We start from the raw sequence: 24,002 nt of genomic DNA, 5'->3' as shown, positions 1-24,002 counted from the left end.
AACGCCGCAGCGTCCTTTACTCAACATGGACATACTTTTCATGCGCAGTAATATAATAAATTTCGCCTTTAGAATTTATTACTTTATATTGCGCACCTTTTCCAACATTTACTTTCTCTGCAATTTCCGGAAAACCAATTCCTTTATTGATTGTATTTACACAGGCACTGTCTTCCCAAGAAGGTTCTCTATAATAGCGTAGATTATCTACCTTACTTTCAAGCCGTTTACCAATATACCAAGGTATATCTTGTGCTATTTTTTCATGCTGATCAGGGGCAAAATAATCATAGCCTGCAAATTCACAAAAGCCTTGCACAACTGCTTCTGCATACATCTCCCAGTTTTTTTCAAGTTGGGTACGGTCATCTTTTAGTGAATCAGCGAATCCGTATTCAATAATGATTGTTTCTACTTCTCCCGTTTCTCTGTGCATAAAATAGTAGTCTTTACTTTTACTATTCGGTAACGTTCTAGTGAAAATACGTCGTACATTTTGCCCTGTACTTTTTAATTTAGATGCTAAGCTTTTAGCCATTCTTCCATCGCTATAAATTGAATGAATGAACTCAGCTCCGTCCCCACCTCCTGCGTTAATATGATTAGAATGACAATAACGCGCACCACTCATTTTCACCGTTCTTACCCTTCCAGTAGGAGATAGTGTTTGGTCTGTATTTCTAGTTAGTTCTACTGGGATACCTAATTCCTTGTATCTCTTCGATTGATATAATGATATTTGCAATACGAGATCTTTTTCGACCCACTTATCATTTGAGCCGCCTCCCGGGTCATCTCCACCGTGACCTGGATCAATAATTAGAACTGGCATCAAGCAATTTCCCTCCTTTATTACTTCGATAGTCCATGTTGTTTCAAACATTCCTTTTGTTCTTTTCCTTTTTTTGTTACATAATTGTTTCCAAACCAAGCAACCAAAGATGAGATTATGGTAAAGGAAGTAGAAAGGAATTGTTCCAAGACTACGTCAGATATTGGTAATGGCGATTTACCAAACAGTACGAGTACTTGGTTCGTTAAAGCAACAAGTAAAGTAAGTGTTCGTATAATCGTACCTTTGTCCACTTTGAATCACCTCCTTGCGTTACATTTAGTAGATAGTAACGCTACTATAGTATTTGCTTGAAGGAGCTTTTGTGGAACGGCATGATCTTATCGCCCTCTCTAATATAATTGATATAAAGACTAGCAAAAGTGTCTTTCATTTATTAAAAAAAGTGATAGAATACTTCTATGTAAGTACAACAATACATTTTAAAATTGATAATGAGGTATAACATGAAAAATCTAAAATCAAAACTTTTAACATTTTCACCACCCCAAGTATTGGCCATTAGTTTTTTAGTAGTGATTATATTAGGCACATTAGCATTAAAACTTCCCATTTCAACCACAGCTCCTATCAACTGGTTGGATGCTTTATTCACAGCAACATCTGCTACTACAGTAACAGGGCTAATTGTTGTCGATACAGCAACTGTTTTTACTCGATTTGGCCAAACAGTCATTATGATTATGATCCAATTTGGGGGAATTGGTTTAATGACATTTGCGATGTTTACACTACTAGTAATCGGTCGGAAAATTACGTTTAAACAACGTCTATTCTTGTCTTCGAGTTTTAACCAAGACACACCTGGCGGAATCGTTCGTTTAGTTAAATTACTAATGAGCTTTGTTGTTATTGTAGAAGCTTCTGGCTTTTTAATTCTTGCGCTAGATTGGGTACCTAAATATGGTTGGTCAGATGGTTTGTTTCACAGTATTTTTCATAGTATTTCAGCATTTAACAATGCTGGATTCTCAACATGGACTGATAACTTAATGGGACATGCAATTAATCCTGTAGTGAATATTGTCATTACCATTTTATTTATCATTGGTGGGATTGGATTTACCGTTATTGCAGATCTAAAAGTCAATAAGCATTGGCATCCCCTAACCCTGCATACGAAATTAATGCTAATTGGAACATTTGCGATTAATTTGATTTCTTTATTCGTAATTTTAGCTATCGAATATAATAATCCATTAACAATTGGTACATTTAGTCATTTTGATAAAGTGCTTGCTTCTTATTTTCAAGCTGTTGCACCTCGTACTGCAGGATTTAATACGATTGATATCGGTTCAATGGAGGATGGTTCCTTGCTCTATACCATTATGTTAATGTTTATTGGAGGAGGTAGTGGTTCTACTGCTAGTGGGGTAAAACTTACAACGATTATCGTCGTACTGTTATCCACTTATGCTTTTTTAACTACTAAAGAAGGACCTGTTATATTTAAACGTACTATTCCAAGAGATATAATTATAAGATCTTTGGCTATTATTAGTATCGGCTTTGCAGTCATTTTCATTTTCACACTAGCCTTAACAATTACGGAAAAGGCAGACTTTCTAGTAATTCTATTTGAAGTTGTTTCAGCTTTTGGAACAGTTGGATTATCAATGGGATTAACCGGTTCTTTAACAGATATCGGTCGAGAACTACTCATTTTACTTATGTTCATTGGTCGTTTAGGACCATTAACATTTGCATTTTTATTAGCAAGACCCCACAATACACACATTCGTTATCCAAAAGGTGACGTGCATACAGGATAATTAATTTAGATAATAATTGAAAAAGAAACCAGATTCACCGAAAAAGTCGTCGAACATTTATTTTGCTTAAGTGTCCGTCGACTTTTTTATCTACCTACTTCGCTTTCTAAATACACTATCCTATCTGAAAAAATATCTTATATACTGGCACACTTTATTTTCAGATTAATATAGTACATTAGTCCATTTAATTTTGAGGTGATGCTCGATGACTAAAGTTACTTTTACTGCGATTGTTTTAATCTATTGTTCTATTTTTATAGCAAGTAGTATTTATCTCATGATCCCGCTTCAACCATTGTTGGCAGACAAATTTAATGTGTCCCTACACTTTGCCTCTCTGCCTAGCACATTATTTGTTATCCCTTATGCGCTAGGACTAGTTTTCTTTGGTCTATTGGCTGATCACTTTTCATTACGAAAAATCTTGTTAACCGGAATGACATTGTTGGCAGGGGTTACCTTATTGCTTAGCTTTAGTAATTCATTTACTAGTTTAATTATTTTACGAACTTTTCAAGGATTTCTGGCAGCAAGCTTTGCTCCTGTAACTTTTGCTTATTGCTTTAAGCATTTTAAAGATACTTCTCAGACATTTATCATCGCTATGATTAATACTGGCTTTTTATTCGCAGGTGTTTTCGGTCAAATGACCGCTGTATTCTTTACTGAATTGAGTTCGTATCACGTTGTTTTTATAGCCTTCTTTTGCTTTTATTTCAGTTGTTTTATTGGTCTATTTCTTACACTCAAACAATCCAATACTGTACAAACAGATAATACTAAAAAAATCCAACCTATAATTTTAGCATGTTTTCGTGATCATACATTGAAAAAGGTATACCGGATTACTTTCTTCTTACTATTCACTATTATGTTATTTTATGGCTCATTTGAAATTCATTTATATAATGACTCGCATAAATTCCCATTTTCTGCACAAATCCTTCGTTTCATAAGCTTAATTGGCATTTCACCAGCGTTTTTCTCTAGTTTTTTCGTTAAAAAGTGGGGTGTGAAATCTGTATTGCGGTTTCAATTAGGTATTATGGTAGTGGGATTTATTCCAGCTGTTGTTTCGTTAAATGTCTTTACTATCTTAATTGCTTCCCTATTTATGATTGCCTCTACTTCATTAACTATCCCAATGGTTGTATTGCTTGTAGGAAAACATGCGGCTGTATTTAAATCTACTGCGGTGGCCCTATACTCTTTCGTACTATTAATTGGGGCAAGTATTGGTTCTATGCTAGCACCATTCATCCCTTTTACTACTGTCCTTTCTCTTATACCTATTCTTTTTGTTGTGCTTATCATCTTTTCCAGTTCAATTCCAAGCGAGTAAATGAACCTCAGGCAATGAAAAAGTATGAATTCTCTAATTAATTTTATTAGAGAAATCATACTTTATTTCGTTAGAGGAATTCTACTTCCTTTGTCATTAAGTTTTAATGTAAGATTTTATTATTTTCAATCGCATATTTTAATCGCTGTTGCATCTCTCCTATTCCCTTTGTACCCAATAATGGATAACGAATATTCTGATCAGGTCCAAACGTTTCTTCAATAATAGGTTGATACTTTTTACCGGTTAAGGAAATAATTTGATCAAACGTATCTAGTTTTTTATCAATTAGTTGAGCTTGTAATTCTTTAATCGAAATAACTTCCTCAGAATACTTCTTTTCAAATGTCACGTTATAATCTTCAAGGATTATCTCATAAGGTAGCATTAACCCGTGTTTGCCTGATAGCACTACCCATTGATTACAAAACATTTCTGCATATTGTTCACACATCCGGTGCAACACACCAATATATGCATCTTTCACGACTGTAGGTCCTTGAGAAGAATCACTATCCCAGATCTTTTTTTTACCACAAGGAATGATAGCTAATTGTTTCATGAACATTCTCCTTCCTCTTCACTACATATCATACCATGGATAATTGCCTATTTTTAATAAAATACACTAACAATTAACAAGTAGCTCTCGTAAGATATTCTTACAAGCAATATCTACAATTCAACATGATAAAAGGTGCATCAACATTAGTGATAACAAGGATTTATCGGTATTACTACTTAACTATTCTATTTAATAAAACACACATTTTTTATAAATATCAGAAAATTTTCACTAAACCTGTTGACCTCACCTCAAAATGGTTGTATGATTGTCGAAAACCAAATAAATTATTTATTCTAACTTTTGAAAGAATTTTTTAAAAATTTCGAACAGACGTACAACTTAACCAAAATGAAAGAATATGTTACACTTGACCTAATTAAACAAAACTTGTCACATCTAACAATACTGATGGTATAATGGATGAAGAAGGATAAGCTAAATGATATGAAATAAATAAATCGATGAAGAGAACAAAGGAATAAGTTCTTGTATTTACAGAGAGCCGGGGTTGCTGGAAGCCCGGAAATACATTTTATTCTGACATCGTCTCGGAGTGCTATATTGAACAGGGTTAACCTAAGTAGATTTGGCCGGGTGAATTACAGTTCACTCGTTAAAAAAAAGAAGTAAGCTATTATAGCTTACTTCATTGAGACAACACTTGTAAAAGTGTTGTGAATCAGGGTGGTACCGTGAAAAGCAAAGACCTTTTCTCCCTTGTAATACTGCAATTGATATAGCTGCAGTTTATTTGGAGAAAACAGGTCTTTTTTCTTTTATATTAAAACACTTTTAAAATATGCAGGAGGGATTATAAATGGCGAAAATGACAATGAAACAGGAAGAACAAGTCAATGCAACTAACAAAACACCGAAAACAGGGGCGGATCTTTTAGTTGAATCTTTAATTGATGCTGGTGTAGACACATTATTTGGTTATCCTGGTGGTGCTGTCTTACCAATTTTCGACGCATTATATAGAGCTAAAGGATCATTTAATCAAATTCTAGCACGACATGAGCAAGGATCCATTCACGCTGCCGAAGGGTATGCACGTGTATCAGGAAAACCAGGTGTCGTAATTGCTACTTCTGGTCCTGGTGCGACTAACTTGGTTACAGGAATTGCCGATGCAATGATGGATTCACTTCCAATGGTAGTTTTCACAGGGCAAGTTAACCAAGGTGTCATTGGTACCGATGCTTTCCAGGAAGCTGATATTATGGGGATTACTACTCCTATTACGAAGTATAATTATCAAGTAAGATCGATCAAGGACTTACCTCGTATCGTTAAAGAAGCTTTTCATATCGCTTCAACTGGTCGTCCTGGTCCTGTTGTAGTTGATATTCCAAAAGATTTAGCAGCTAATCCTTGTGAAGATCATTATGAAACAGATTTTTACTTACCAGGCTATCAACCAACAATTAAACCGAACCCAATGCAAGTAAAAAAATTGGGTGAGGCATTAAAAGTAGCCAAGAAGCCACTTATCCTTACTGGTGCTGGTATATCTACCGCAAAAGCATCTGAAGAAATCAAAGCATTTGTAGAACAACATCAAATTCCAGTTGTTTCTACTCTACTTGGATTAGGTGCATTTCCTGGCGAACATCCCTTATTTCTAGGTATGGCTGGGATGCACGGAACTTATGCAGCAAATAAGGCAATTTATGAAAGTGACTTGTTAATTAATATTGGCGCACGTTTTGACGACCGACTAACAGGTAATCTAGACCATTTTGCCCCAGCAGCGATCATTGCTCATATTGACATTGACCCTGCTGAAATTGGTAAAAACATCACAACGCATATTCCAATTGTTGCTGATGCTAAACTAGCACTAACACAAATGCTTACACAGATTAAGACATCACCAGATTATGATGAATGGTTGGATCATGTTCAAGAAAACAAGAAAGATTATCCACTTTGGTATAACAAACCTGAATCTGAAATGATTGGGCAATGGGTAATTGAACAAGTTTACAAAACGACTGAAGGCAATGCAATTGTTACAACAGACGTTGGTCAACATCAAATGTGGTCAGCACAATATTACAAATTCAGTCAACCAAATCGTTGGGTTACCTCCGGTGGACTTGGAACAATGGGATTTGGTTTTCCAGCAGCTATTGGAGCGCAATTAGCAGCCCCTAAAGACACAGTAGTAGCGATTGTTGGTGACGGTGGTTTTCAAATGACACTACAAGAACTATCAATCTTACAAGAACGTGGCTTGCCAGTGAAAATCATCATTGTTAATAATTCTGCTTTAGGAATGGTTAGACAATGGCAGGAATCATTTTATGAGAAACGTTATTCTGAATCGATTTTTGCCATCCAGCCTGATTTCGTTAAGCTTGCTGAAGCTTATGAAATTAAAGGGGTAAAAATAGATACACAAAAAGAACTAGCAGAAAAGTTACCAGCACTTATCGCTTATGACGGACCCGTGCTAATTGATTGTCGGGTTTTACAACAAGAAAATGTATATCCGATGATTGCACCTGGCAAAGGTATTCATGAAATGATAGGAGTGAAACCATGAAACGAATTATAACAGCCACTGTTCAGAATCGTAGTGGCGTCTTAAACCGAATTACTGGACTATTACAAAAACGACAATTCAATATTGAAAGTATTTCTGTCGGTCGTACTGAGGTCGATGGAGTTTCAAAAATAACATTTGTTGTCGATGTAGAAGATAATCAAAAACTAGAACAAGTAACAAAACAACTCAATAAACAAATCGACGTGCTAAAGGTTTCTGATATTACAGATAAAGCCATTGTTGCACGTGAGCTTGCACTAATTAAAATCGTTAGTAACAGCCAGCTACGTGCTGAAATACAAGGTATTATTGAACCTTTCCGTGCAACTGTTATTGATGTAAGTAAAGATACATTATCTGTTCAGGTAACTGGTAAACCAGAAAAGGTTGAAGCGTTAATTGAACTCTTACGACCTTATGGTATTAAAGAATTAGCTCGTACTGGCGTAACAGCATTCCAACGTGGTCAACAGCCACAGGTTGCACAAGAAAATACGTCATTTTCATTGCTCCATTAAAAGACAGAAGTAACATGTATCTTACATTTACTATATAAAAATAAAACAAATTTGAGAGGATGTATTCATTATGGCAAAAGTACTTTATCACAACGATATTCAAGAAGAGGTTCTAAAATCTAAAAAAATCGCAGTTATTGGATATGGCTCTCAAGGTCATGCACATGCATTAAACTTAAAAGAAAGTGGTTTTGATGTTGTTGTTGGTCTTCGCAAAGGTAAATCATGGGACAAAGCAGTTGAAGACGGTGTAGAAGTTAAAACAGTCGCTGAAGCTACTAAAGCAGCAGACGTTGTTATGATTCTATTACCTGATGAAAATCAACCTACTATTTATAAGGAAAGTATTGAAGCAAACTTAGAAGCTGGTAATGCATTAGTATTCGCACATGGTTTTAATGTTCATTTTAATCAAGTCGTACCTCCAGCAGATGTAGATGTATTCTTAGTAGCGCCAAAAGGACCTGGACATCTTGTTCGTCGTACTTTTGAAGAAGGTGCTGGTGTACCTGCACTTTATGGTATTTATCAAGATTATACTGGTAAAGCAACTGAAACCGCTCTTGCATACGCTAAAGGAATTGGTGCGGGACGTGCTGGAATTCTACAAACTTCATTCCAGGAAGAAACAGAAACAGATCTTTTCGGTGAGCAAGCTGTCCTTTGTGGTGGTGTAAGTAGCTTAGTAAAAGCTGGATTTGAAACTCTTACAGAGGCTGGTTACCAACCAGAAGTTGCTTATTTTGAATGTATGCATGAACTTAAATTGATTGTTGACTTGATGTATGAAGGTGGACTTGAAGGAATGCGTTACTCTATCTCTGATACAGCGCAATGGGGAGATTATGTTTCTGGACCACGCGTTGTGAATGCAGAGACAAAAGCTCGCATGAAAGACGTATTAACTGATATTCAAACAGGTGTATTTGCTAAAGGTTGGATTTTAGAGAACCAAGCAAACCGTCCACAGTTTAACGCTATTACTGCTTCAGAAAATAAACACCAAATTGAAAAAGTTGGGAAAGAACTTCGTGAGTTAATGCCCTTTGTAAATCAAAGAGCAAAAGCTAAGAAAGAAGTGGTCAAGAATGACTCGAATTAAAATATTTGATACCACACTACGGGACGGCGAACAGTCCCCTGGTGTGAATTTGAATCAAATTGAAAAACTTGAAATTGCTAAACAATTAGAACGCTTGGGTGTTGATGTTATGGAGGCAGGTTTTCCTGCTTCCTCCCAAGGTGATTTTGATGCCGTTCAAAAAATTGCAGATACAATCGAAAATGTTACGGTTACAGCTTTAGCACGAGCGTTTAAATCAGATATTGATCGTGCCTGGGAAGCGATTAAAAATGCTAAAAAACCAAGAATACATGTTTTTATCGCAACCTCCCCTATTCACTTGGAATATAAGTTAAAAAAGACCGCTGAAGAAGTAACAGATATTGCAGTTAACATGGTACGTTATGCGAAAGAAAAATGTGATGATATCGAATGGTCAGCAGAAGATGCATCTCGAACTGAATTACCTTTTTTAGCATCTATTATTGAGAAAGTAATTGATGCCGGTGCAACCGTAATTAACTTGCCTGATACTGTAGGATTTACGACACCAAAAGAATATGGAGAAATGTTTCGGTATATTAAAGAAAATGTACCAAATATCGACAAAGTTGATTTATCTTGTCACTGCCATGATGACCTTGGAATGGCAGCAGCAAACTCTATTGCAGCCGTTCAGAATGGTGCGACACAAATTGAAGGTACAATTAATGGTATTGGAGAACGGGCAGGTAATGTTGCTTTAGAGGAATTGGCCGTTGCTTTTAAAATACGAGAAGATTTTTACCCTTACACTACTAATTTAACGTTAAAGGAAATAAAGCGAACGAGCGATCTAATAAGTAAACTTACTGGAATGGTTGTTCCCGGTAATAAAGCCGTTGTTGGTCGTAATGCATTTGCTCATGAATCTGGTATTCACCAAGATGGTGTACTGAAAAATGCACAAACATATGAAATTATCACTCCTGAATTGGTTGGTATTCAATCCAATAACTTGGTTCTAGGTAAGCACTCTGGAAAACATGCTTTTAAAGATAAAATTGAACAACTCGAATTCACTTTAACAGATGAACAAATTACAGAAGCTTTTAAATCTTTTAAACTTTTAACAGATAGAAAAAAAGAAGTAACCGAAGATGATCTATTTGTTATATTAACTGATATTCAAACCGATTTAAGTACACGTAAAAAATATGAGTTACTTTCTTTTCAAGTTCAGTACGGTTCCCATAACTTGCCCACTGCAACAGTTGCGTTAAATACACCAGAGGGCAAAAGAGTTGAAACAGCACGCACTGGTCAAGGAAGTGTAGAAGCTTTATATAATACGATTGAAGCATTAATTGAAGAAAAAATACAACTTACTGATTTTACCTTAAATTCAATTGGTAAAGGTACAGATGCACTAGCAGAAGTACATGTAAGTATGACTGTAGAAGAATACCAGACTTCTATGAGTGGCCGTGGTACTGCTCAGGATGTATTAGAAGCTGCTGCTCACGCATTTATAAATGCAATAAACAGAATTTTCTTAACTAAAAATAATACTAAAAAAATAGATGCATCTGAAAATATCTAACCAATCGGAGGATAAATGATGGAAAAAAATATTGTACTTCTTCCCGGTGATGGAATTGGACCTGAAATTATCGATGCTACAACAGAAGTCCTCTCGGTTATTGCAACTAAATTTGGTCATAGCTTTACATTTGATTCACAAGCAATTGGAGGTAGTGCTATCGATCTATATGACACACCTCTTCCCGATCAAACGATTGCAGCTTGTAAACAAGCAGATGCCGTTTTATTAGGTGCAGTAGGTGGGCCGAAATGGGATAACAACCCTTCCCACTTACGACCTGAGCGTGGCCTTCTAGGCATTCGTAAAGCATTAGATTTATACGCTAATTTACGCCCAGTAAAAGGTTTCAAAAAACTATTAAGTGCTTCTCCATTAAAAGCAGAAGTTATTAACGGTAGTGACTTATTAATCGTTAGAGAGTTAACTGGTGGTTTATATTTCGGAACTCCTAGTGAACGACGTGATAACGGTAATGCGGTAGTCGATACATTGAGTTATAGTCGTTATGAAATGGAACGAATTATCGATAAAGGGTTTCAAAGCGCGCAATTACGTAACAAGAAACTTACTTCAGTTGATAAAGCAAATGTTTTAGAATCTAGTAAACTATGGCGAGAAATTGTCGAAGAAAAAAAAGCTGCCTATCCAGATGTCGAAGTAGATCATTTACTAGTAGATGCTGCCGCAATGAAATTAATTACAAATCCTAGCCAATTTGATGTAATTGTTACAGAGAATATGTTTGGAGATATTTTAAGCGATGAAGCTTCTGTCTTAACAGGTTCTTTAGGAATGCTACCATCTGCAAGCTTAGCTGAAAATGGCGTTGGTTTATATGAACCAGCACATGGTTCAGCACCAGATATTGCCGGTTTAGGGATAGCGAACCCTATTGCAACATTATTATCAGCTGCTTTGATGTTACGCTACTCTTTTTCATTCGAAGAAGAAGCAGCTTTAATCGAAGAAGCAATTGAAGCGTGTATAGACAAAGGATACTATACTGCTGATTTACAAGTTCAAAGTGGAGAAAAAGTAAACACACAGGAAATGACTGAAGCTATTATTGCTTACATCGAGCAAAAATAATAACCTTCATTTTCACAAAAGTAAAGGAGTGATTTCTAACATGGGAAAAGCCAAAACAGTTATCGAAAAAATCTGGGATAAACATGTTGTCCATCAAGAAGAAGGTAAACCAGATCTTCTCTACATTGACCTTCACCTTGTTCATGAAGTTACCTCCCCTCAAGCTTTTGAGGGATTGCGTTTGCAAGGACGGACGGTTCGTCAACCAAATCGAACATTTGCTACGATGGATCACAACGTACCTACTGTGCACCGAAATGTTATTAAAGATGAAGTATCAAAAAAACAAATGGATCAACTAAAAATAAACTGTAAAGAATTCGGTGTACCTTTGGCAGGTATTAATCACCGTCATCAAGGTATTGTACACGTCATTGGTCCAGAACTTGGTTTAACACAGCCTGGAAAGACCATTGTATGTGGAGATAGCCATACATCGACACACGGTGCTTTTGGTGCACTAGCGTTTGGTATTGGTACAAGTGAAGTAGAACATGTTCTTGCTACACAAACTATCTGGCAAGCAAAACCGAAAACGTTGAATGTTAAAATCGATGGTAAATTAGGTGTTGGTATTACAGCTAAAGATTTAATACTTGCAATAATTGGTAAATTCGGCGTTAAATTTGGAACTGGTTATGTCATTGAATATACTGGTGAGGCAATTCGAAATCTTTCTATGGAAGGCCGAATGACTATCTGTAATATGTCCATTGAGGCTGGAGCGCGTGCCGGGTTAGTTAGTCCTGATGATACAACGATTGATTATCTTCGCGGAAAAAAATATATACCAGAAGATGAAGATGCTTTTAACCAGTTGGCTGCAGACTGGAGAGCACTAGCTACTGATGAAGGTGCTAGTTATGATGCGATGGTAGAAATGGATGCTGCTGAAATTGAACCGCAAGTTACTTGGGGAACAAATCCTAGTATGTGTATTCCAATAAGCGCTAATATTCCTAGTCCAGATGATGCAACTTCTGAGAATGATAGAAATGAAATAAAAAGCGCATTAGAATATATGGGACTAGAAGCAGGCAAACCAATATCATCGGTAACAATCGAGCATGTTTTTATCGGATCTTGTACAAATTCACGGCTAGCTGATTTACAACGTGCGGCAGAGATTATTAACGGTAGAAAAGTCCACCCGAATGTACGTGCTATGGTCGTACCTGGTTCACAATCTGTTAAAACAGCTGCTGAAGAACTTGGATTAGATCGGATCTTTATCGATGCTGGTTTTGAATGGCGCGGAGCCGGTTGTAGTATGTGTCTTGCAATGAATGATGATGTTGTACCTTCTGGTGAGCGTTGTGCCTCTACTTCAAATCGCAACTTTGAAGGTCGTCAAGGTACTGGTGCACAAACACATCTAGTTAGTCCAGAAATGGCGGCTGCAGCTGCAATTGAAGGCCACTTTGTTGATGTTCGCAACTTGCCTGTAGGTGTGTAAGCTTAATTGGGTGTGAGGGAAACAAGCATGACTAATTTATTACCTCCCTCCCCTTTTACTAACAATTTTATTAGGAGGTACTTCAAATGGAACCAATTCGAAAACATAACGGACTTGTCTATCCACTGAATCGCGCTAATGTCGATACTGATCAGATAATACCAAAACAGTTCTTAAAAAGAATTTCTCGCTTAGGATTTGGCGAATTCTTATTCTATAATTGGCGTTATGATGAAAAGGATCAACCTAGACCTGATTTTTCTTTAAATCAACCGAAATACGCAAATGCTTCTATTTTAGTAGCTGGTGATAACTTTGGTTGTGGTTCATCTCGTGAACATGCTCCTTGGGCACTGCAAGATTTTGGTTTTAGAGTTATCATTGCATCGAGTTTTGCAGATATTTTCTATAATAACTGCACAAAGAACGGGATTTTGCCTGTTCGTTTAACCGATCAAGAAGCACAACAATTAATTGAAAATGCACAAGCAAAAGATTATGATATCACAGTAGATTTAGAGTCAAAGAAAGTTTATGATAGTGAAGGTTTTGAAGCTGACTTTGACATTTCACCTTATCAAAGAGAAATGCTTTTAAATGGCTGGGACGAAATAGCTGTTACGTTAACCCAAGCAGATAAAATCGATAAATTCGAATCAAACCATATCATTCACCCAGCTGTTATCACCAACTAAATCCTCCTTATTAGGAGGGTTTTTTAGTATATATTTTTCATAAGACTATCTTGCTAGTTAAACAACGCAATAGAGAGAAACTACGACGTAAAATTCTTTATATAAATTGCAATACAACAGAATTTATGCCCCCGCTCCTCAAGCGAAATGGGCTCCCTTTCCGCAGGCACGGCTTCAGCTAACTCGGAAGAAAAAACGCTTCCGAGTGGATCTTCAGCCCGTGGGATTGCGATTACTCATCCCATCGAAAACATTTGCTGTTCCTGCAGGAGTGTCGCCCATTTCACTTGATCCGCTAGTTTTGTCTTTAAACATTTTATGAACTACAAATAAACAAATTAATCAATCTCTTGAAAATGTTTCGATTGACTCTGGTCTTACGCTAAAAATAGATCCACTAAACAGCGAAGGAAGCAAATGCTTGACACTCCTACAGGAACAGTGCGAGCCGAAGATCCACTTAGTAAAACGTTCTTTGTTTTACTAAGTTAGCTGAGGCCGTGCCCGTGGAAAGGGAAAGCATTTGCTACCGTAGCGTAGAAATTAGTGAATTATTTATGTAGTCAATAACAATGTTGTTTCACACTTAATGATTATAGTAAATCTACATTATGAATATCCGGCTTCATTTCAGTTAATGATCATGACTGTGTGTAACTTCTTGTGAGGTTACTTTTGTTTCAATATGATCGTGTACTTTGCAATACCTTACTTCTGTTTTAACTTTATTTACCACGCTACACGTTTTTTCTTTTTCAATAAAATGGTGCCATACATTAAATTCATGCGAGTAAATAGGAACGTCATGATATGAAACCTTTTGAATCTCCCATATATGATTCTCAGATTGTTGCTCGTCTTCATGTGCAGCTTGCAATATAGTTGGTTGCATAAAATATACCAGTAGAAAGCCACATACTAATCTTACTTTCATTGCAGATTCTCCTTTACATGAAACATAATCTTTTTGTTAGTTTATCTACAATTTTTGAAACTATACATATTAAAAACTAAAATATTATCAGAATTTTCAAATAATACGGAAGACAATCTAACCAACTAGTGTTATTTTTTGTGATCAATCTGTAAACTAAGCGTGTAGGATATTCTCACAACACTTTTTACTTTAGTTCTATACCATTTACATAGAACTATAAAAAATAAGGGGGATTTACTTTGATAAAACGCAAAAATTATTTATCCGTTCTTTTGGCTAGCTTTTTCTTGATTCTCGCACTATTTTTGACTGGTTGTTCATCCGAAGAAGATGCTAGCACAGACGAAAGTGAAACACCTACCGAAGAAACAGAAGATACTGAAGAAACTTCCTCTGACAACGACTCTGGTTCCACTCTAGCTGCTGTTGAAGAAAGAGGAGAAGTTGTTGTTGGTGGTAATAGTCAATTACCTGGTTTTGGTTATGTAAATGAAGATGGTGATTACGAAGGATTTGATATTGATTTTGGTAAAGCACTTGCAGCTGCTATCTTTGATGATCCAGAAGCAATTGAAGTAAGACCCCTTTCAGCTCAAGAGCGTTTTACCGCTTTACAAACTGGTGAAATTGATGTCTTGATTCGAAATACAACATGGACAACAACACGTGATACTGAGCTTGGAACAAATTTTGGTCCAACGACTTTTTATGACGGGCAAGGAATGATGGTTACAAAAGAAAGTGGCATAACAAGTTTGGAAGATTTAGCTGGAGCACGTATTGGTGTTGAAACAGGTACCACAACAGAAATGAACTTAGCTGACCAATTCCGTAAATTAGGAATCGAATATGAACAAGTAGTATTTGATGACAGTGATTCATTAGTTGAGGCATATGAAGCAGGTACAGTTGATGCATGGACTACTGATAAATCAGGTCTAGTTTCTCGTCAAGCAACATTAGCAGAACCTGATGCACATCTAATTCTTACAGAAGCTTTATCGAAAGAACCACTTGGACCAACAGTTAGACAGGGTGATGATCAGTGGTTCAACATAGTTAAATGGGTAACATTTGCGATTATTGAGGCCGAAGAACTAGGAATTACGTCAGAAAATATTGATGATTTCATGGATAGTGAAGATCCTGTAGTTCGTAGATTCTTAGGAATCGAAGGTGAACTTGGCAGCCTAATGGGCTTACCAAATGACTTTGCTTATCGTGTAATTAAACATGTTGGTAATTATGAAGAAATATACAATCGTAATTTAGGAACAGATTCAGTCTTTAATTTAGAACGTGGTTATAATACAAACTGGAAAGATGGCGGATTACTTTACTCACCACCATTCAATTAAGATTATCTAATAGATGATTAAGATCTGCTCTCTTCAGTTAGGGGAGCAGGTCAATTTATTTCCATACGGAAGGGTGAATACTATGAATAAAGAACAAACTGTCCGTACACCGTTCTGGCGTGATAATCGAATATTACCAATCCTATTTCAAGTACTATTTGTCATTTTTATTTTTCTTATTGGTACTTATTTAATTAATAATGCACATGCAGGATTGGACCGTATCGGAATGAATTTAGGAGTTGGATTTTTAAATAATACAGCTTCTTTTAATATTTCTGAATCAATGATCGATTATCAACCCACTGATACATATTTACGGGCAATCTTAGTTGGAATTCTAAACACAATTAAGGTATCCATAATTGGGATTTTCTTCGCTACGCTAATTGGGGTTTTTGTTGGTATTTCCCGCCTCTCTACTAATTGGCTCGTTCAAAAATTAGCTGGATTGTACATTGACGTATTTCGAAATACACCTTTGCTCGTTCAAATATTCATCTGGTATTTTGCTGTTTTATTACCCTTACCAGCTGTTGATGAAAGTATTGAAATTGGACCCGCATTCTTAAGTAATCGCGGTATTGCTATACCATGGTTAAATATGAACGCCCACACATTTACATGGCTAATCTTATTTTTAATTGGGCTAGTAGGTGCAATTATTCTATGGAAAATCAAGCGAACAAAACAAATTGAAACGGGTAATAGAAAATACCCAGTTGTTTGGGGGATAGGAATTTTAATCCTCTCTCTTCTACTTGCATTTGTGATTACGATGTCTGGGCCAGTAAATATTGATACGCCAGTTCTAGGTAATTTTAACTTCGAAGGTGGATATATTATATCACCAGAATTCTTAGCTGTTTTACTAGGTTTAACCATTTATACAGCTACTTATATTGCTGAAATTGTTCGTGGGGGTATTCTATCCGTTGCAAAAGGGCAAAAAGAAGCAGCCAAAGCATTGGGTTTAAAAAGCTCTACAACAATGCGTCTCGTTGTATTTCCGCAAGCTATCCGGATTATTATCCCGCCATTAACAAGCCAATATCTCAATCTCACAAAAAACTCTAGTTTAGCAATTGCAGCAGGATACGCAGACTTAGTCTTTGTTGCAAATACAACGATGAACCAAGCCGGACATTTTATTGAAATGATTGTCATTATGATTCTTGTTTACTTAACGTTAAGTTTAATAACTTCCGTCTTTATGAATTTCTATAATGCTAAATCTCGGTTAGTAGAGAGGTGAATAGAATGGATATGAATATAAATACAAACCAAGCAACAAGTTCAATTAAACCACCGAAAAATTCACCAGGCCTATTAACATGGCTAAAAAGAAATATGTTTAATAGTTGGTGGAATGTTTTATTATCTTTTATTTCCATTTACTTGCTTTATCAGATTATTTCGGGTACTGCAAATTGGGTTTTTATCACTGCCGAATGGGGTGTAATTAGTAATAACTACCGTTTGTTTATGGTTGGCCAGTACGAACCATCAGAACTATGGCGTGTTTGGACTGGATTAGGATTCATCTCGCTTTTGTTCGGGATGTCAGCTGGAATTTGGAAAGGCACACCCCGTATACTTTCTGGTGTACTGATCTTTATCTTTCTTGTTCATATTTTCGTACCGTTTACGTCAGGACAAAGTAAACTATGGTTACTATCCATTATTGCAGTGATTATTGCTGGCTATATTATTGCGCCATATTTACCAAAGAAAAAATTGATTGTGATAATTGGGTTTTGTTTGGCCTTTCCACTAATCATCTTTTTGCTAAATGGATTTGGAATTTTGCCTGCAGTGAAATCAAATGTATGGGGTGGTTTACTCTTTACAGTATTACTATCAGCTGTAGCAATAATCTTTTCTTTTCCAATCGGAATTTTACTTGCGTTAGGACGCACAAGTAAGTTGCCAGTAATTAAATACTTTTGTATTGGTTATATAGAAGTTATTCGCGGCATTCCTCTAATTACTGTATTGTTCATGGCACAAATATTAATTCCAATATTCTTACCAGAAGGGTTTGAAATAACCAATATCATTCGCGTTATGATTGGCTGTACGCTATTTACAGCTGCTTATATGGCTGAGAATGTACGTGGAGGACTTCAGTCTATTCCAAATGGACAATACGAAGCCTCAAAAGCAATTGGTTTAAATTCGGTACATTCTATGACATTTATCATTATGCCACAAGCATTACGTGCTGTTATCCCTGCAATCGTAGGACAAAGTATTTCCATGTTTAAAGATACATCTCTTGTCGCAATTGTTGGGTTATTCGATATTTTAGGCATTGCCCAAACTGTTAAATCTAATCCTGATTATCTAGGACGTCATATGGAAGTTTATCTATTCATTGCGCTTGTTTATTGGGTAATCGCTTATGCAATGGCTTATTCTAGTCGTCGTTTGGAACGATCTTTAGGTGTTGGTGAAAGATAACTTATACTATTAAGGAGGAATTGATATGATCGAAAGTACGGCAAAACAAACACAACAGGGTCCTATAATAGAGTGTAAGAAAGTCAATAAATGGTTCGGTGATCTACATGTGTTAAAAGATGTTACGTTAACAGCAAATAAAGGAGAAGTTATCGTTATACTCGGTCCATCAGGTTCTGGGAAATCAACCTTTATTCGTACTATTAATGGATTAGAGGAAATACAAAAAGGGAAAATTCATATTGACGGTATTAACCTTTCACACGATATTAAAGATATTGAAGCAATTCGAAAAGAAACAGGGATGGTTTTTCAACAATTCAATCTCTTCCCACATATGACCATTTTAAAGAACATCACACTAGCACCAATCTGGGTTCGGAAAAAGCCAAAAGCAGCAGCAGAAAAACTTGCAAAAGAATTATTAGAACGTGTAGGAATTCCTGAACAAGCAGATAAGTATCCAGGTCAACTTTCAGGTGGACAACAACAACGTGTCGCGATTGCAAGGGCATTAGCAATGCAACCAGAAATTATGTTGTTTGACGAACCTACTTCCGCACTAGATCCAGAAATGATAAAAGAGGTTTTAGATGTTATGAAAGAATTAGCACATTCAGGTATGACTATGTTGGTCGTAACGCATGAAATGGGATTTGCTAGAGAAGTTGCCGACCGGATTGTCCTTTTCGACCAAGGTGAAATTATTGAATCTGGTTCCCCTGAAGAACTATTTGATAACCCTAAGGAAGATCGAACAAAGTTATTTTTATCCCAAATACTATAATAAGTGCAAAGGCTCTGTTATTTTCCAACAGAGCCTTTGCACTTAAAATTACTATTTTAGCCTTTTTTCTAAAAAGTGAAGCGAATAACCCTCTGGATGATCTTCAATCTTACCAACCATTTGATAACCTTGTTTCTTATAAAAATCAGGTGCTTGAAAACTAAATGAATCTAAAAACAGTAAACGGCATTGATTTTCTTTTGCCGTCTCTTCTATTCTTTTTAGTAATTGCCTGCCATATCCCTTACCTCTATTATTACTATCGACCCAAAGAAAATCAATATGAAGATGATACCAAAATGCTGTTGCGGTAATTCCGGCAATAATTTTCTTTGTTTGTGGATCTTCTATTTTAAAACAGAAACTTTGTTTTGCAGTTTTTACGCTATCAGGCAACTGTTCCATATTATAAGCAATAATTTGTTCGCGAATATAGTCACTATCTACAGTATTTCCTTGTATAATTGGTTCCATCTTTTCTCCTCTTCCGCTAAAAAGATGGGCCTTCTATGTTCGAAGACCCATCTTTATTATGCTTCTAAAAATTTTACACAAACTGCCTCAGGCGCTTTAACATCCTTTTGTAATAAGGCTAGCTTACCTGTTTGTTCATCTCTTCTAAAAAGTGTTAATGTTCCAGAATTTTGGTTAGCTGCAACTAAGAACTTTTCAGTAGGATCTAATACAAAATCTCTTGGCCAATCGCCCTCAGTTGATGTCCATTCAACAAATGCTAGTTCTTTTGTTGCTTGATCTATTGCGAACACAGCAATGCTGTTATGACCACGATTTGCAACATAAACAAACTTACCATCCTTTGTTATATGAATACCGCTTCCATCGTTTACATCAGTGTGAGTAGATGGAATAGCTTTAATTGCTTGCATCTCCGTGAAATGGCCATCTTTTGCGTCATATTCTAATGCAATAACTTCTGAAGTTAATTCCGTCATAATATATGCATGCTTACCATCTGGGTGGAAGACAATATGACGAGGACCACTTCCTGGTTTTGGTTCAAAAGTTTGAACTTTTGTTAATTTACCTTTGTCTACAGCATAAGTGATTACATTGTCACTACCTAAATCAATTGCGATAACATATTTTTCATCTGGTGTGAAACCAGCAAAGTGCATATGTGGTTTTTCTTGGCGATCATGTGGTCCGCTTCCTTCATGCTCTGCAACGTCGGCAAGTGATTGCAGAGAACCATCTGCAGCAGTTAAATAAGATTCTACCTTTTTCGTGTGATAATTTGCTGTTACAACATTTGCATTATCATTTGAAACACTAACATGACAAGGTGGTGAACCAGCAGAAGCAAGACTATTTAATTTTGTTAATTCTCCTGTTTTTTCATTTATAGAAAATGCTGTTACACCACCTTCTTCCCCTTCTTTTGATACCGCATACAGAAATTTGTTATCTTTTGTAGTCGTAAGGTAAGTTGGGTTATCTAGCTTAGCTGCAGGTGTTACATCCGTGATCATTTCTTTTTCCAAATCTAATGTGAATTGATAAACCCCTTCACTAGTTTTCTTTGTGTAAGATCCTATATAGCCTATTAAATTTTTCCCCATCATCTAAAACTCCTTTATGTATTGTATAGTTTCATTAATTATAACAAAAGAATATCGCACTCGCTATGTTAACACTTCATGAAATTAAACGAGCAGACGAATTGTTTCATTCGCCTACTCGTTGTTCACTTACATATTTTTGTTTTGATTCATTGCAGAAGTCATTTTGTTCATTACATTTTTTCCGCCACCATTACGTCTCATACTATAATAAGTAGCAGCACCTACACCAATAGATGCAAGCATCGGAAGCATCATACCTTTATTTTTTTGCATTAGTTGTTCACCTCCTGCTTATACTTTTTACTAATTCGTCTAGAATACAACCTGTAATTTTTGACAAGCAGGGAGTGTTGATCAGTGAACAAATTGAAACGTTTATGAAAGTTCATTTACAATGAAAACTAAACTTTTTTAAATTGCTTTCGCGCTCTGTGAATTTGTATTTTCACTATATACAAATAGATGTTTAATTTTTTAGCAATTTTCTTCATCTTTAAAATCATTTATCAATTTTAGACGAGTTACATTACGAAATAACGGATATAGTATTAGTATTGTTACAACACCTAGCTAATACTTTTTTTTAGCCTCTCCTCAAGCAAATTATGAGAAGAAATAATGATTGTCATATTTCGATCAGCAAGATCTTGAATCATGATATTCTTAATTTTATTTTGGCGAACAACTGGATCAAGACCATCAAGGGTTCATCTAAAATTAACATCTCAGGCATCTTACTGCCTATTGCGATATTCTTAAATCAACAATTACTTTACGGAAACGTTTTTCATAAGAAAAAATAAAAGCTACAGGATTAATATCCAGCAGCTTTTGTTTACTATTCTATCTTTGAATCAATCGTTTGTTTTACTTGTTCGGCAATTTTGGTTGGTACCTTAGCTATTTCTATTACTACCCCAATACTCGTATTTACTATCAACTTACTAATTATCACTTCTTGTGAACGAGAACCAATTACAAAACGTTTTTCAATACCTTGATCCTCTATTTGACAATTTAGAACATCTTTAAAGTTAACGCGTTTATCAACTGATGAATCCTCTGTGTTCATTTTAAAATAAAAAACACGTTTATCTGTAACAAATAATAAATCTGTCGGCTTATCAAATGTAGTTGCCATTTCTAGCAATACTTCATCAGTATCTAACTTATTTTTCTTGAAGACTTCAGTATATTTCTTAATGATTTTCTTTCGTCCAAATCCAGCTTCATTTATTGTCTCTTCAATGGTATTCATCGCAGTGTAACTACCTCCTGAGTCAAACTTTATCTATAAGCTGATTCTATCATAATATACCAATTTATGTTTGAAATATTTAATATTTTTCCTTATACCAAAGTTTAGCTGCATCAACTTCGGGTAGTGTTAATTGATGCCCTTGATTTTCCCAATGCAATGTAACATCTGCACCATTACCTTCTAAGATTTCATATAATTCTTTCGATTCAGCTTCCGTACATAAGGGATCATTATGACCTGCTCCAATAAAAACATTCATTCCTGTAAGATCAGGTAATGTGATACCACGTCTAGGAACCATTGGATGGTGTAAAATAGCGCCCTTTAGAGCTTGTTCATGATGAAATAATAAGCTTCCAGCGATATTAGCCCCATTAGAATAACCAATAGCTACAATATTATCACGATCAAATTGGTAATCACCTGATGCTTTTGTTAAAAAGTCATTTAAATCCTTTGTTTGCTTAATTAAATCTTCTTCATCAAAAACGCCTTCTTCTAATCTTCTAAAGAAACGCGCCATACCATTTTCTGAAACATTTCCTCTTACACTAAGTACATTAGCAGAAGAATCAATCATTTCAGCAATTTGTAAAAGATCCTGTTCTGTTCCACCTGTCCCATGTAACAATAATAATGTCCGATCCGAGCTACCTTCATTATAAATATGTTTCATTTTTATGATGTCCTCCCTTTCATTCGTTCGTATCTTGAATTCAAGATAATTATATGAATAATTAACTCAATAGTCAACCAATACCATCCTCTTGAATAATTATGCCCCATTATTTATTCAAGAGTTGCTGATAATTCTCTTTATTTAACTTTATAAGACGTTCTTGACTATAACGTGCTCGATTGTATAACTGGTCTAATTCCAATCGTGTTGATTTTTTCAACAGTTCATTTTTATCAATTCGAGTCAGCAGTTCATGCGCAGTTTCATTATTCATTACTTGGTATCCTTCTTCTTGAGCTTTTTTAACGAATTGAAGATACAAATAACGAACCTTCTCGGTTTCTGATAGTGCTTCCCATTTTTTCTGCTTTAACAGACGCTTTTTCACAAAACGGTTTGTTTGTTTTTTTATTTTACTACGAAATCTATTCCAATCAAAAAGCGTTTCTTTTTCATCTTGATGCGTTGACATGTTTGTATCAAGTATTGATTTACTACCTATTATTTCTATCATACGGTAAATAATAGCGGTGATCCAGTGAATGAATCTTTGAAAACTATTTGATATTCTATACCCGATAAAAATTATGAATAGTATTAACACAAGAATAACTGCAATAGTAGCAACTATTTCAAGAATTTGAGCGAATTGAGAAGGTTCATTTATTTCTTCGCCAATAAAAGACGTTTCATTCGGAACATCTGATACTAGTACTTCTGCAGGTGAATCGCTTTCAAAAAGACTAAAAAAATCAGAAATCGCTAGAAACATCGTACGAATTGTCGTAAATATTACTGTTTTGACTATACCAAACTGTGTTAGTAATGTGATAATCACAAGCATAATTACAATATAGACATAATTTTGTTTTCGAATAACACTACTAATGGATTTTTTATCTTGATTAACTAAGATTGCCTGTTCCAAATGATCTGCATTTGATTTAAAAAGTAATAGCACTAAAAAAATTAAACCACTACCTGTTATAACAGGTACATAAACTTCTAACAGATTGGTATAGCGATAAATAAAGTAACTGATAAAGTATAACGGCACGCCAAATGACCACAAAACATGGACTGGAAGCAACACGTTCCAATCTGTTTTACTGTACTGGAACCCCCGAATGAGAATACTACCACTGAATAGAAAGAGCCCAATGTCTTGAATGAGCGAACCATCATACAGAAGCATGTGAATAAGTGCAATAGAAAATAGACTACCAGTTAGTAGCGACTTTTTTTGAAAAAAGCTACCCACACAGATACCTAGCATATATAGGCATAGTATCGTAACTAAAAAAGGTATAGACAGAGGTACAGGCACTAACCAAATTGTTATACCAAGTAATATAGGAAATGACGCTATATATTCAACAATAGTCTGTCTAAAGATTCGAAATATTACTTTATGCTGCATTATATTTCTCCTC

Annotated in this window: 23 protein-coding genes and 1 pseudogene; 13 read left to right on the top strand and 11 right to left on the bottom strand. The window is 35.6% G+C overall.

All coding sequences use genetic code 11. The annotated features are described in order from the left end of the window. Nucleotides 1-16: 16 nt before the first annotated feature. Nucleotides 17-832, bottom strand: coding sequence for an N-acetylmuramoyl-L-alanine amidase (locus tag DM447_RS18655; protein ID WP_269813795.1), 816 nt, complete (start codon nucleotides 830-832; stop codon nucleotides 17-19). A gap of 20 nt (nucleotides 833-852) precedes the next feature. Then, nucleotides 853-1,086, bottom strand: a complete 234-nt coding sequence (locus tag DM447_RS07810) for a phage holin (RefSeq protein WP_112180683.1) — start codon at nucleotides 1,084-1,086, stop codon at nucleotides 853-855. Between the two features lie 213 nt (nucleotides 1,087-1,299). Between DM447_RS07810 and DM447_RS07805 the strand changes: the two genes are divergently transcribed. Both DM447_RS07805 and DM447_RS07800 read left to right on the top strand, forming a co-directional pair. Further along, nucleotides 1,300-2,628 (top strand): TrkH family potassium uptake protein, encoded by a 1,329-nt coding sequence (locus tag DM447_RS07805; RefSeq protein WP_112180682.1) that lies wholly within the window; start codon nucleotides 1,300-1,302, stop codon nucleotides 2,626-2,628. 208 nt (nucleotides 2,629-2,836) lie between these two features. Then, complete coding sequence (locus DM447_RS07800) at nucleotides 2,837-3,973, top strand: MFS transporter (protein WP_112180681.1); 1,137 nt, start codon at nucleotides 2,837-2,839, stop codon at nucleotides 3,971-3,973. Nucleotides 3,974-4,076: 103 nt separating this feature from the next. On the opposite strand, the gene DM447_RS07795 is transcribed toward DM447_RS07800, so the two are convergent. Further along, nucleotides 4,077-4,535, bottom strand: coding sequence for a DUF6884 domain-containing protein (locus DM447_RS07795; RefSeq protein ID WP_112180680.1), 459 nt, complete (start codon nucleotides 4,533-4,535; stop codon nucleotides 4,077-4,079). An 823-nt stretch (nucleotides 4,536-5,358) separates the two neighbouring features. Between DM447_RS07795 and ilvB the strand changes: the two genes are divergently transcribed. The 7 genes from ilvB (at nucleotide 5,359) to leuD (ending at nucleotide 13,501) form a co-directional block, all read left to right on the top strand. Further along, on the top strand, nucleotides 5,359-7,092 hold the full coding sequence (gene ilvB / locus DM447_RS07790) for a biosynthetic-type acetolactate synthase large subunit (protein WP_369974621.1): 1,734 nt from the start codon (nucleotides 5,359-5,361) through the stop codon (nucleotides 7,090-7,092). Then, nucleotides 7,089-7,613, top strand: coding sequence for an acetolactate synthase small subunit (ilvN, locus tag DM447_RS07785; protein ID WP_112180679.1), 525 nt, complete (start codon nucleotides 7,089-7,091; stop codon nucleotides 7,611-7,613). The genes ilvB and ilvN overlap by 4 nt, the downstream gene beginning before the upstream one ends. A gap of 70 nt (nucleotides 7,614-7,683) precedes the next feature. Further along, the gene (ilvC, locus tag DM447_RS07780) at nucleotides 7,684-8,715 is read left to right on the top strand and encodes a ketol-acid reductoisomerase (RefSeq protein ID WP_112180678.1); all 1,032 of its coding nucleotides are present in this window, start codon (nucleotides 7,684-7,686) and stop codon (nucleotides 8,713-8,715) included. Beyond that, the gene (locus tag DM447_RS07775; RefSeq protein WP_112180677.1) at nucleotides 8,702-10,258 is read left to right on the top strand and encodes a 2-isopropylmalate synthase; all 1,557 of its coding nucleotides are present in this window, start codon (nucleotides 8,702-8,704) and stop codon (nucleotides 10,256-10,258) included. The genes ilvC and DM447_RS07775 overlap by 14 nt, the downstream gene beginning before the upstream one ends. Before the next feature lie 18 nt (nucleotides 10,259-10,276). Further along, on the top strand, nucleotides 10,277-11,350 hold the full coding sequence (leuB, locus tag DM447_RS07770) for a 3-isopropylmalate dehydrogenase (protein ID WP_112180676.1): 1,074 nt from the start codon (nucleotides 10,277-10,279) through the stop codon (nucleotides 11,348-11,350). Nucleotides 11,351-11,390: 40 nt separating this feature from the next. Continuing rightward, a complete protein-coding gene (leuC, locus tag DM447_RS07765) occupies nucleotides 11,391-12,806 on the top strand; it encodes a 3-isopropylmalate dehydratase large subunit (RefSeq protein ID WP_112180675.1) in 1,416 nt (471 codons plus the stop codon). Nucleotides 12,807-12,892: 86 nt separating this feature from the next. Beyond that, nucleotides 12,893-13,501 (top strand): 3-isopropylmalate dehydratase small subunit, encoded by a 609-nt coding sequence (leuD, locus tag DM447_RS07760; protein ID WP_112180674.1) that lies wholly within the window; start codon nucleotides 12,893-12,895, stop codon nucleotides 13,499-13,501. Nucleotides 13,502-14,135: 634 nt separating this feature from the next. On the opposite strand, the gene DM447_RS07755 is transcribed toward leuD, so the two are convergent. Then, a complete protein-coding gene (locus DM447_RS07755; protein WP_112180673.1) occupies nucleotides 14,136-14,435 on the bottom strand; it encodes a hypothetical protein in 300 nt (99 codons plus the stop codon). Nucleotides 14,436-14,677: 242 nt separating this feature from the next. On the opposite strand from DM447_RS07755, the gene DM447_RS07750 reads away from it, so the two are divergent. From DM447_RS07750 to DM447_RS07735, 4 genes are all read left to right on the top strand, one after another. After that, a complete protein-coding gene (locus tag DM447_RS07750; RefSeq protein ID WP_112180672.1) occupies nucleotides 14,678-15,796 on the top strand; it encodes an amino acid ABC transporter substrate-binding protein in 1,119 nt (372 codons plus the stop codon). Between the two features lie 82 nt (nucleotides 15,797-15,878). Further along, nucleotides 15,879-17,051 carry an amino acid ABC transporter permease gene (locus tag DM447_RS07745; RefSeq protein WP_112180671.1) on the top strand — a complete coding sequence of 391 codons (1,173 nt, stop codon included), beginning with the start codon at nucleotides 15,879-15,881 and terminating at the stop codon, nucleotides 17,049-17,051. A 5-nt stretch (nucleotides 17,052-17,056) separates the two neighbouring features. Then, nucleotides 17,057-18,259, top strand: a complete 1,203-nt coding sequence (locus DM447_RS07740) for an amino acid ABC transporter permease (RefSeq protein WP_112180670.1) — start codon at nucleotides 17,057-17,059, stop codon at nucleotides 18,257-18,259. Nucleotides 18,260-18,284: 25 nt separating this feature from the next. After that, on the top strand, nucleotides 18,285-19,046 hold the full coding sequence (locus DM447_RS07735; RefSeq protein WP_112180669.1) for an amino acid ABC transporter ATP-binding protein: 762 nt from the start codon (nucleotides 18,285-18,287) through the stop codon (nucleotides 19,044-19,046). A gap of 51 nt (nucleotides 19,047-19,097) precedes the next feature. Here the strand turns inward: DM447_RS07735 and DM447_RS07730 are convergent, their stop codons facing one another. The 7 genes and pseudogenes from DM447_RS07730 to DM447_RS07705 form a co-directional block, all read right to left on the bottom strand. Then, complete coding sequence (locus DM447_RS07730; protein WP_112180668.1) at nucleotides 19,098-19,520, bottom strand: GNAT family N-acetyltransferase; 423 nt, start codon at nucleotides 19,518-19,520, stop codon at nucleotides 19,098-19,100. 56 nt (nucleotides 19,521-19,576) lie between these two features. After that, nucleotides 19,577-20,626, bottom strand: a complete 1,050-nt coding sequence (locus DM447_RS07725) for a lactonase family protein (protein WP_112180667.1) — start codon at nucleotides 20,624-20,626, stop codon at nucleotides 19,577-19,579. A 129-nt stretch (nucleotides 20,627-20,755) separates the two neighbouring features. Further along, complete coding sequence (locus tag DM447_RS18350) at nucleotides 20,756-20,902, bottom strand: hypothetical protein (RefSeq protein WP_157967370.1); 147 nt, start codon at nucleotides 20,900-20,902, stop codon at nucleotides 20,756-20,758. Between the two features lie 320 nt (nucleotides 20,903-21,222). Continuing rightward, nucleotides 21,223-21,368 (bottom strand): annotated as a pseudogene (locus DM447_RS18515) (ABC transporter ATP-binding protein); the annotation flags it as partial. Between the two features lie 99 nt (nucleotides 21,369-21,467). Continuing rightward, complete coding sequence (locus tag DM447_RS07715) at nucleotides 21,468-21,887, bottom strand: PH domain-containing protein (RefSeq protein ID WP_112180666.1); 420 nt, start codon at nucleotides 21,885-21,887, stop codon at nucleotides 21,468-21,470. 79 nt (nucleotides 21,888-21,966) lie between these two features. Beyond that, nucleotides 21,967-22,566 (bottom strand): alpha/beta hydrolase, encoded by a 600-nt coding sequence (locus DM447_RS07710; protein ID WP_112180665.1) that lies wholly within the window; start codon nucleotides 22,564-22,566, stop codon nucleotides 21,967-21,969. Between the two features lie 109 nt (nucleotides 22,567-22,675). After that, nucleotides 22,676-23,989: a hypothetical protein gene (locus DM447_RS07705; RefSeq protein ID WP_112180664.1), complete on the bottom strand. Its 1,314-nt coding sequence runs from the start codon at nucleotides 23,987-23,989 to the stop codon at nucleotides 22,676-22,678. Between the last annotated feature and the right edge of the window lie 13 nt (nucleotides 23,990-24,002).

The organism is Paraliobacillus zengyii (assembly GCF_003268595.1).
Lineage (GTDB): Bacteria > Bacillota > Bacilli > Bacillales > Amphibacillaceae > Paraliobacillus_A > Paraliobacillus_A zengyii.
Note: the sequence above shows the minus strand (reverse complement) of the source record. Positions and strands in the feature narration are given on the sequence as shown.

Coding starts and splice junctions, on each gene's coding strand:
- DM447_RS18655 (WP_269813795.1), bottom strand. CDS start 832: ATGCCAGTTCTAATTATTGATCCAGGTCACGGTGGAGATGACCCGGGA.
- DM447_RS07805 (WP_112180682.1), top strand. CDS start 1,300: ATGAAAAATCTAAAATCAAAACTTTTAACATTTTCACCACCCCAAGTA.
- DM447_RS07800 (WP_112180681.1), top strand. CDS start 2,837: ATGACTAAAGTTACTTTTACTGCGATTGTTTTAATCTATTGTTCTATT.
- DM447_RS07795 (WP_112180680.1), bottom strand. CDS start 4,535: ATGAAACAATTAGCTATCATTCCTTGTGGTAAAAAAAAGATCTGGGAT.
- ilvB (WP_369974621.1), top strand. CDS start 5,359: ATGGCGAAAATGACAATGAAACAGGAAGAACAAGTCAATGCAACTAAC.
- ilvN (WP_112180679.1), top strand. CDS start 7,089: ATGAAACGAATTATAACAGCCACTGTTCAGAATCGTAGTGGCGTCTTA.
- ilvC (WP_112180678.1), top strand. CDS start 7,684: ATGGCAAAAGTACTTTATCACAACGATATTCAAGAAGAGGTTCTAAAA.
- DM447_RS07775 (WP_112180677.1), top strand. CDS start 8,702: ATGACTCGAATTAAAATATTTGATACCACACTACGGGACGGCGAACAG.
- leuB (WP_112180676.1), top strand. CDS start 10,277: ATGGAAAAAAATATTGTACTTCTTCCCGGTGATGGAATTGGACCTGAA.
- leuC (WP_112180675.1), top strand. CDS start 11,391: ATGGGAAAAGCCAAAACAGTTATCGAAAAAATCTGGGATAAACATGTT.
- leuD (WP_112180674.1), top strand. CDS start 12,893: ATGGAACCAATTCGAAAACATAACGGACTTGTCTATCCACTGAATCGC.
- DM447_RS07755 (WP_112180673.1), bottom strand. CDS start 14,435: ATGAAAGTAAGATTAGTATGTGGCTTTCTACTGGTATATTTTATGCAA.
- DM447_RS07745 (WP_112180671.1), top strand. CDS start 15,879: ATGAATAAAGAACAAACTGTCCGTACACCGTTCTGGCGTGATAATCGA.
- DM447_RS07740 (WP_112180670.1), top strand. CDS start 17,057: ATGGATATGAATATAAATACAAACCAAGCAACAAGTTCAATTAAACCA.
- DM447_RS07735 (WP_112180669.1), top strand. CDS start 18,285: ATGATCGAAAGTACGGCAAAACAAACACAACAGGGTCCTATAATAGAG.
- DM447_RS07730 (WP_112180668.1), bottom strand. CDS start 19,520: ATGGAACCAATTATACAAGGAAATACTGTAGATAGTGACTATATTCGC.
- DM447_RS07725 (WP_112180667.1), bottom strand. CDS start 20,626: ATGGGGAAAAATTTAATAGGCTATATAGGATCTTACACAAAGAAAACT.
- DM447_RS18350 (WP_157967370.1), bottom strand. CDS start 20,902: ATGCAAAAAAATAAAGGTATGATGCTTCCGATGCTTGCATCTATTGGT.
- DM447_RS07715 (WP_112180666.1), bottom strand. CDS start 21,887: ATGAATACCATTGAAGAGACAATAAATGAAGCTGGATTTGGACGAAAG.
- DM447_RS07710 (WP_112180665.1), bottom strand. CDS start 22,566: ATGAAACATATTTATAATGAAGGTAGCTCGGATCGGACATTATTATTG.
- DM447_RS07705 (WP_112180664.1), bottom strand. CDS start 23,989: ATGCAGCATAAAGTAATATTTCGAATCTTTAGACAGACTATTGTTGAA.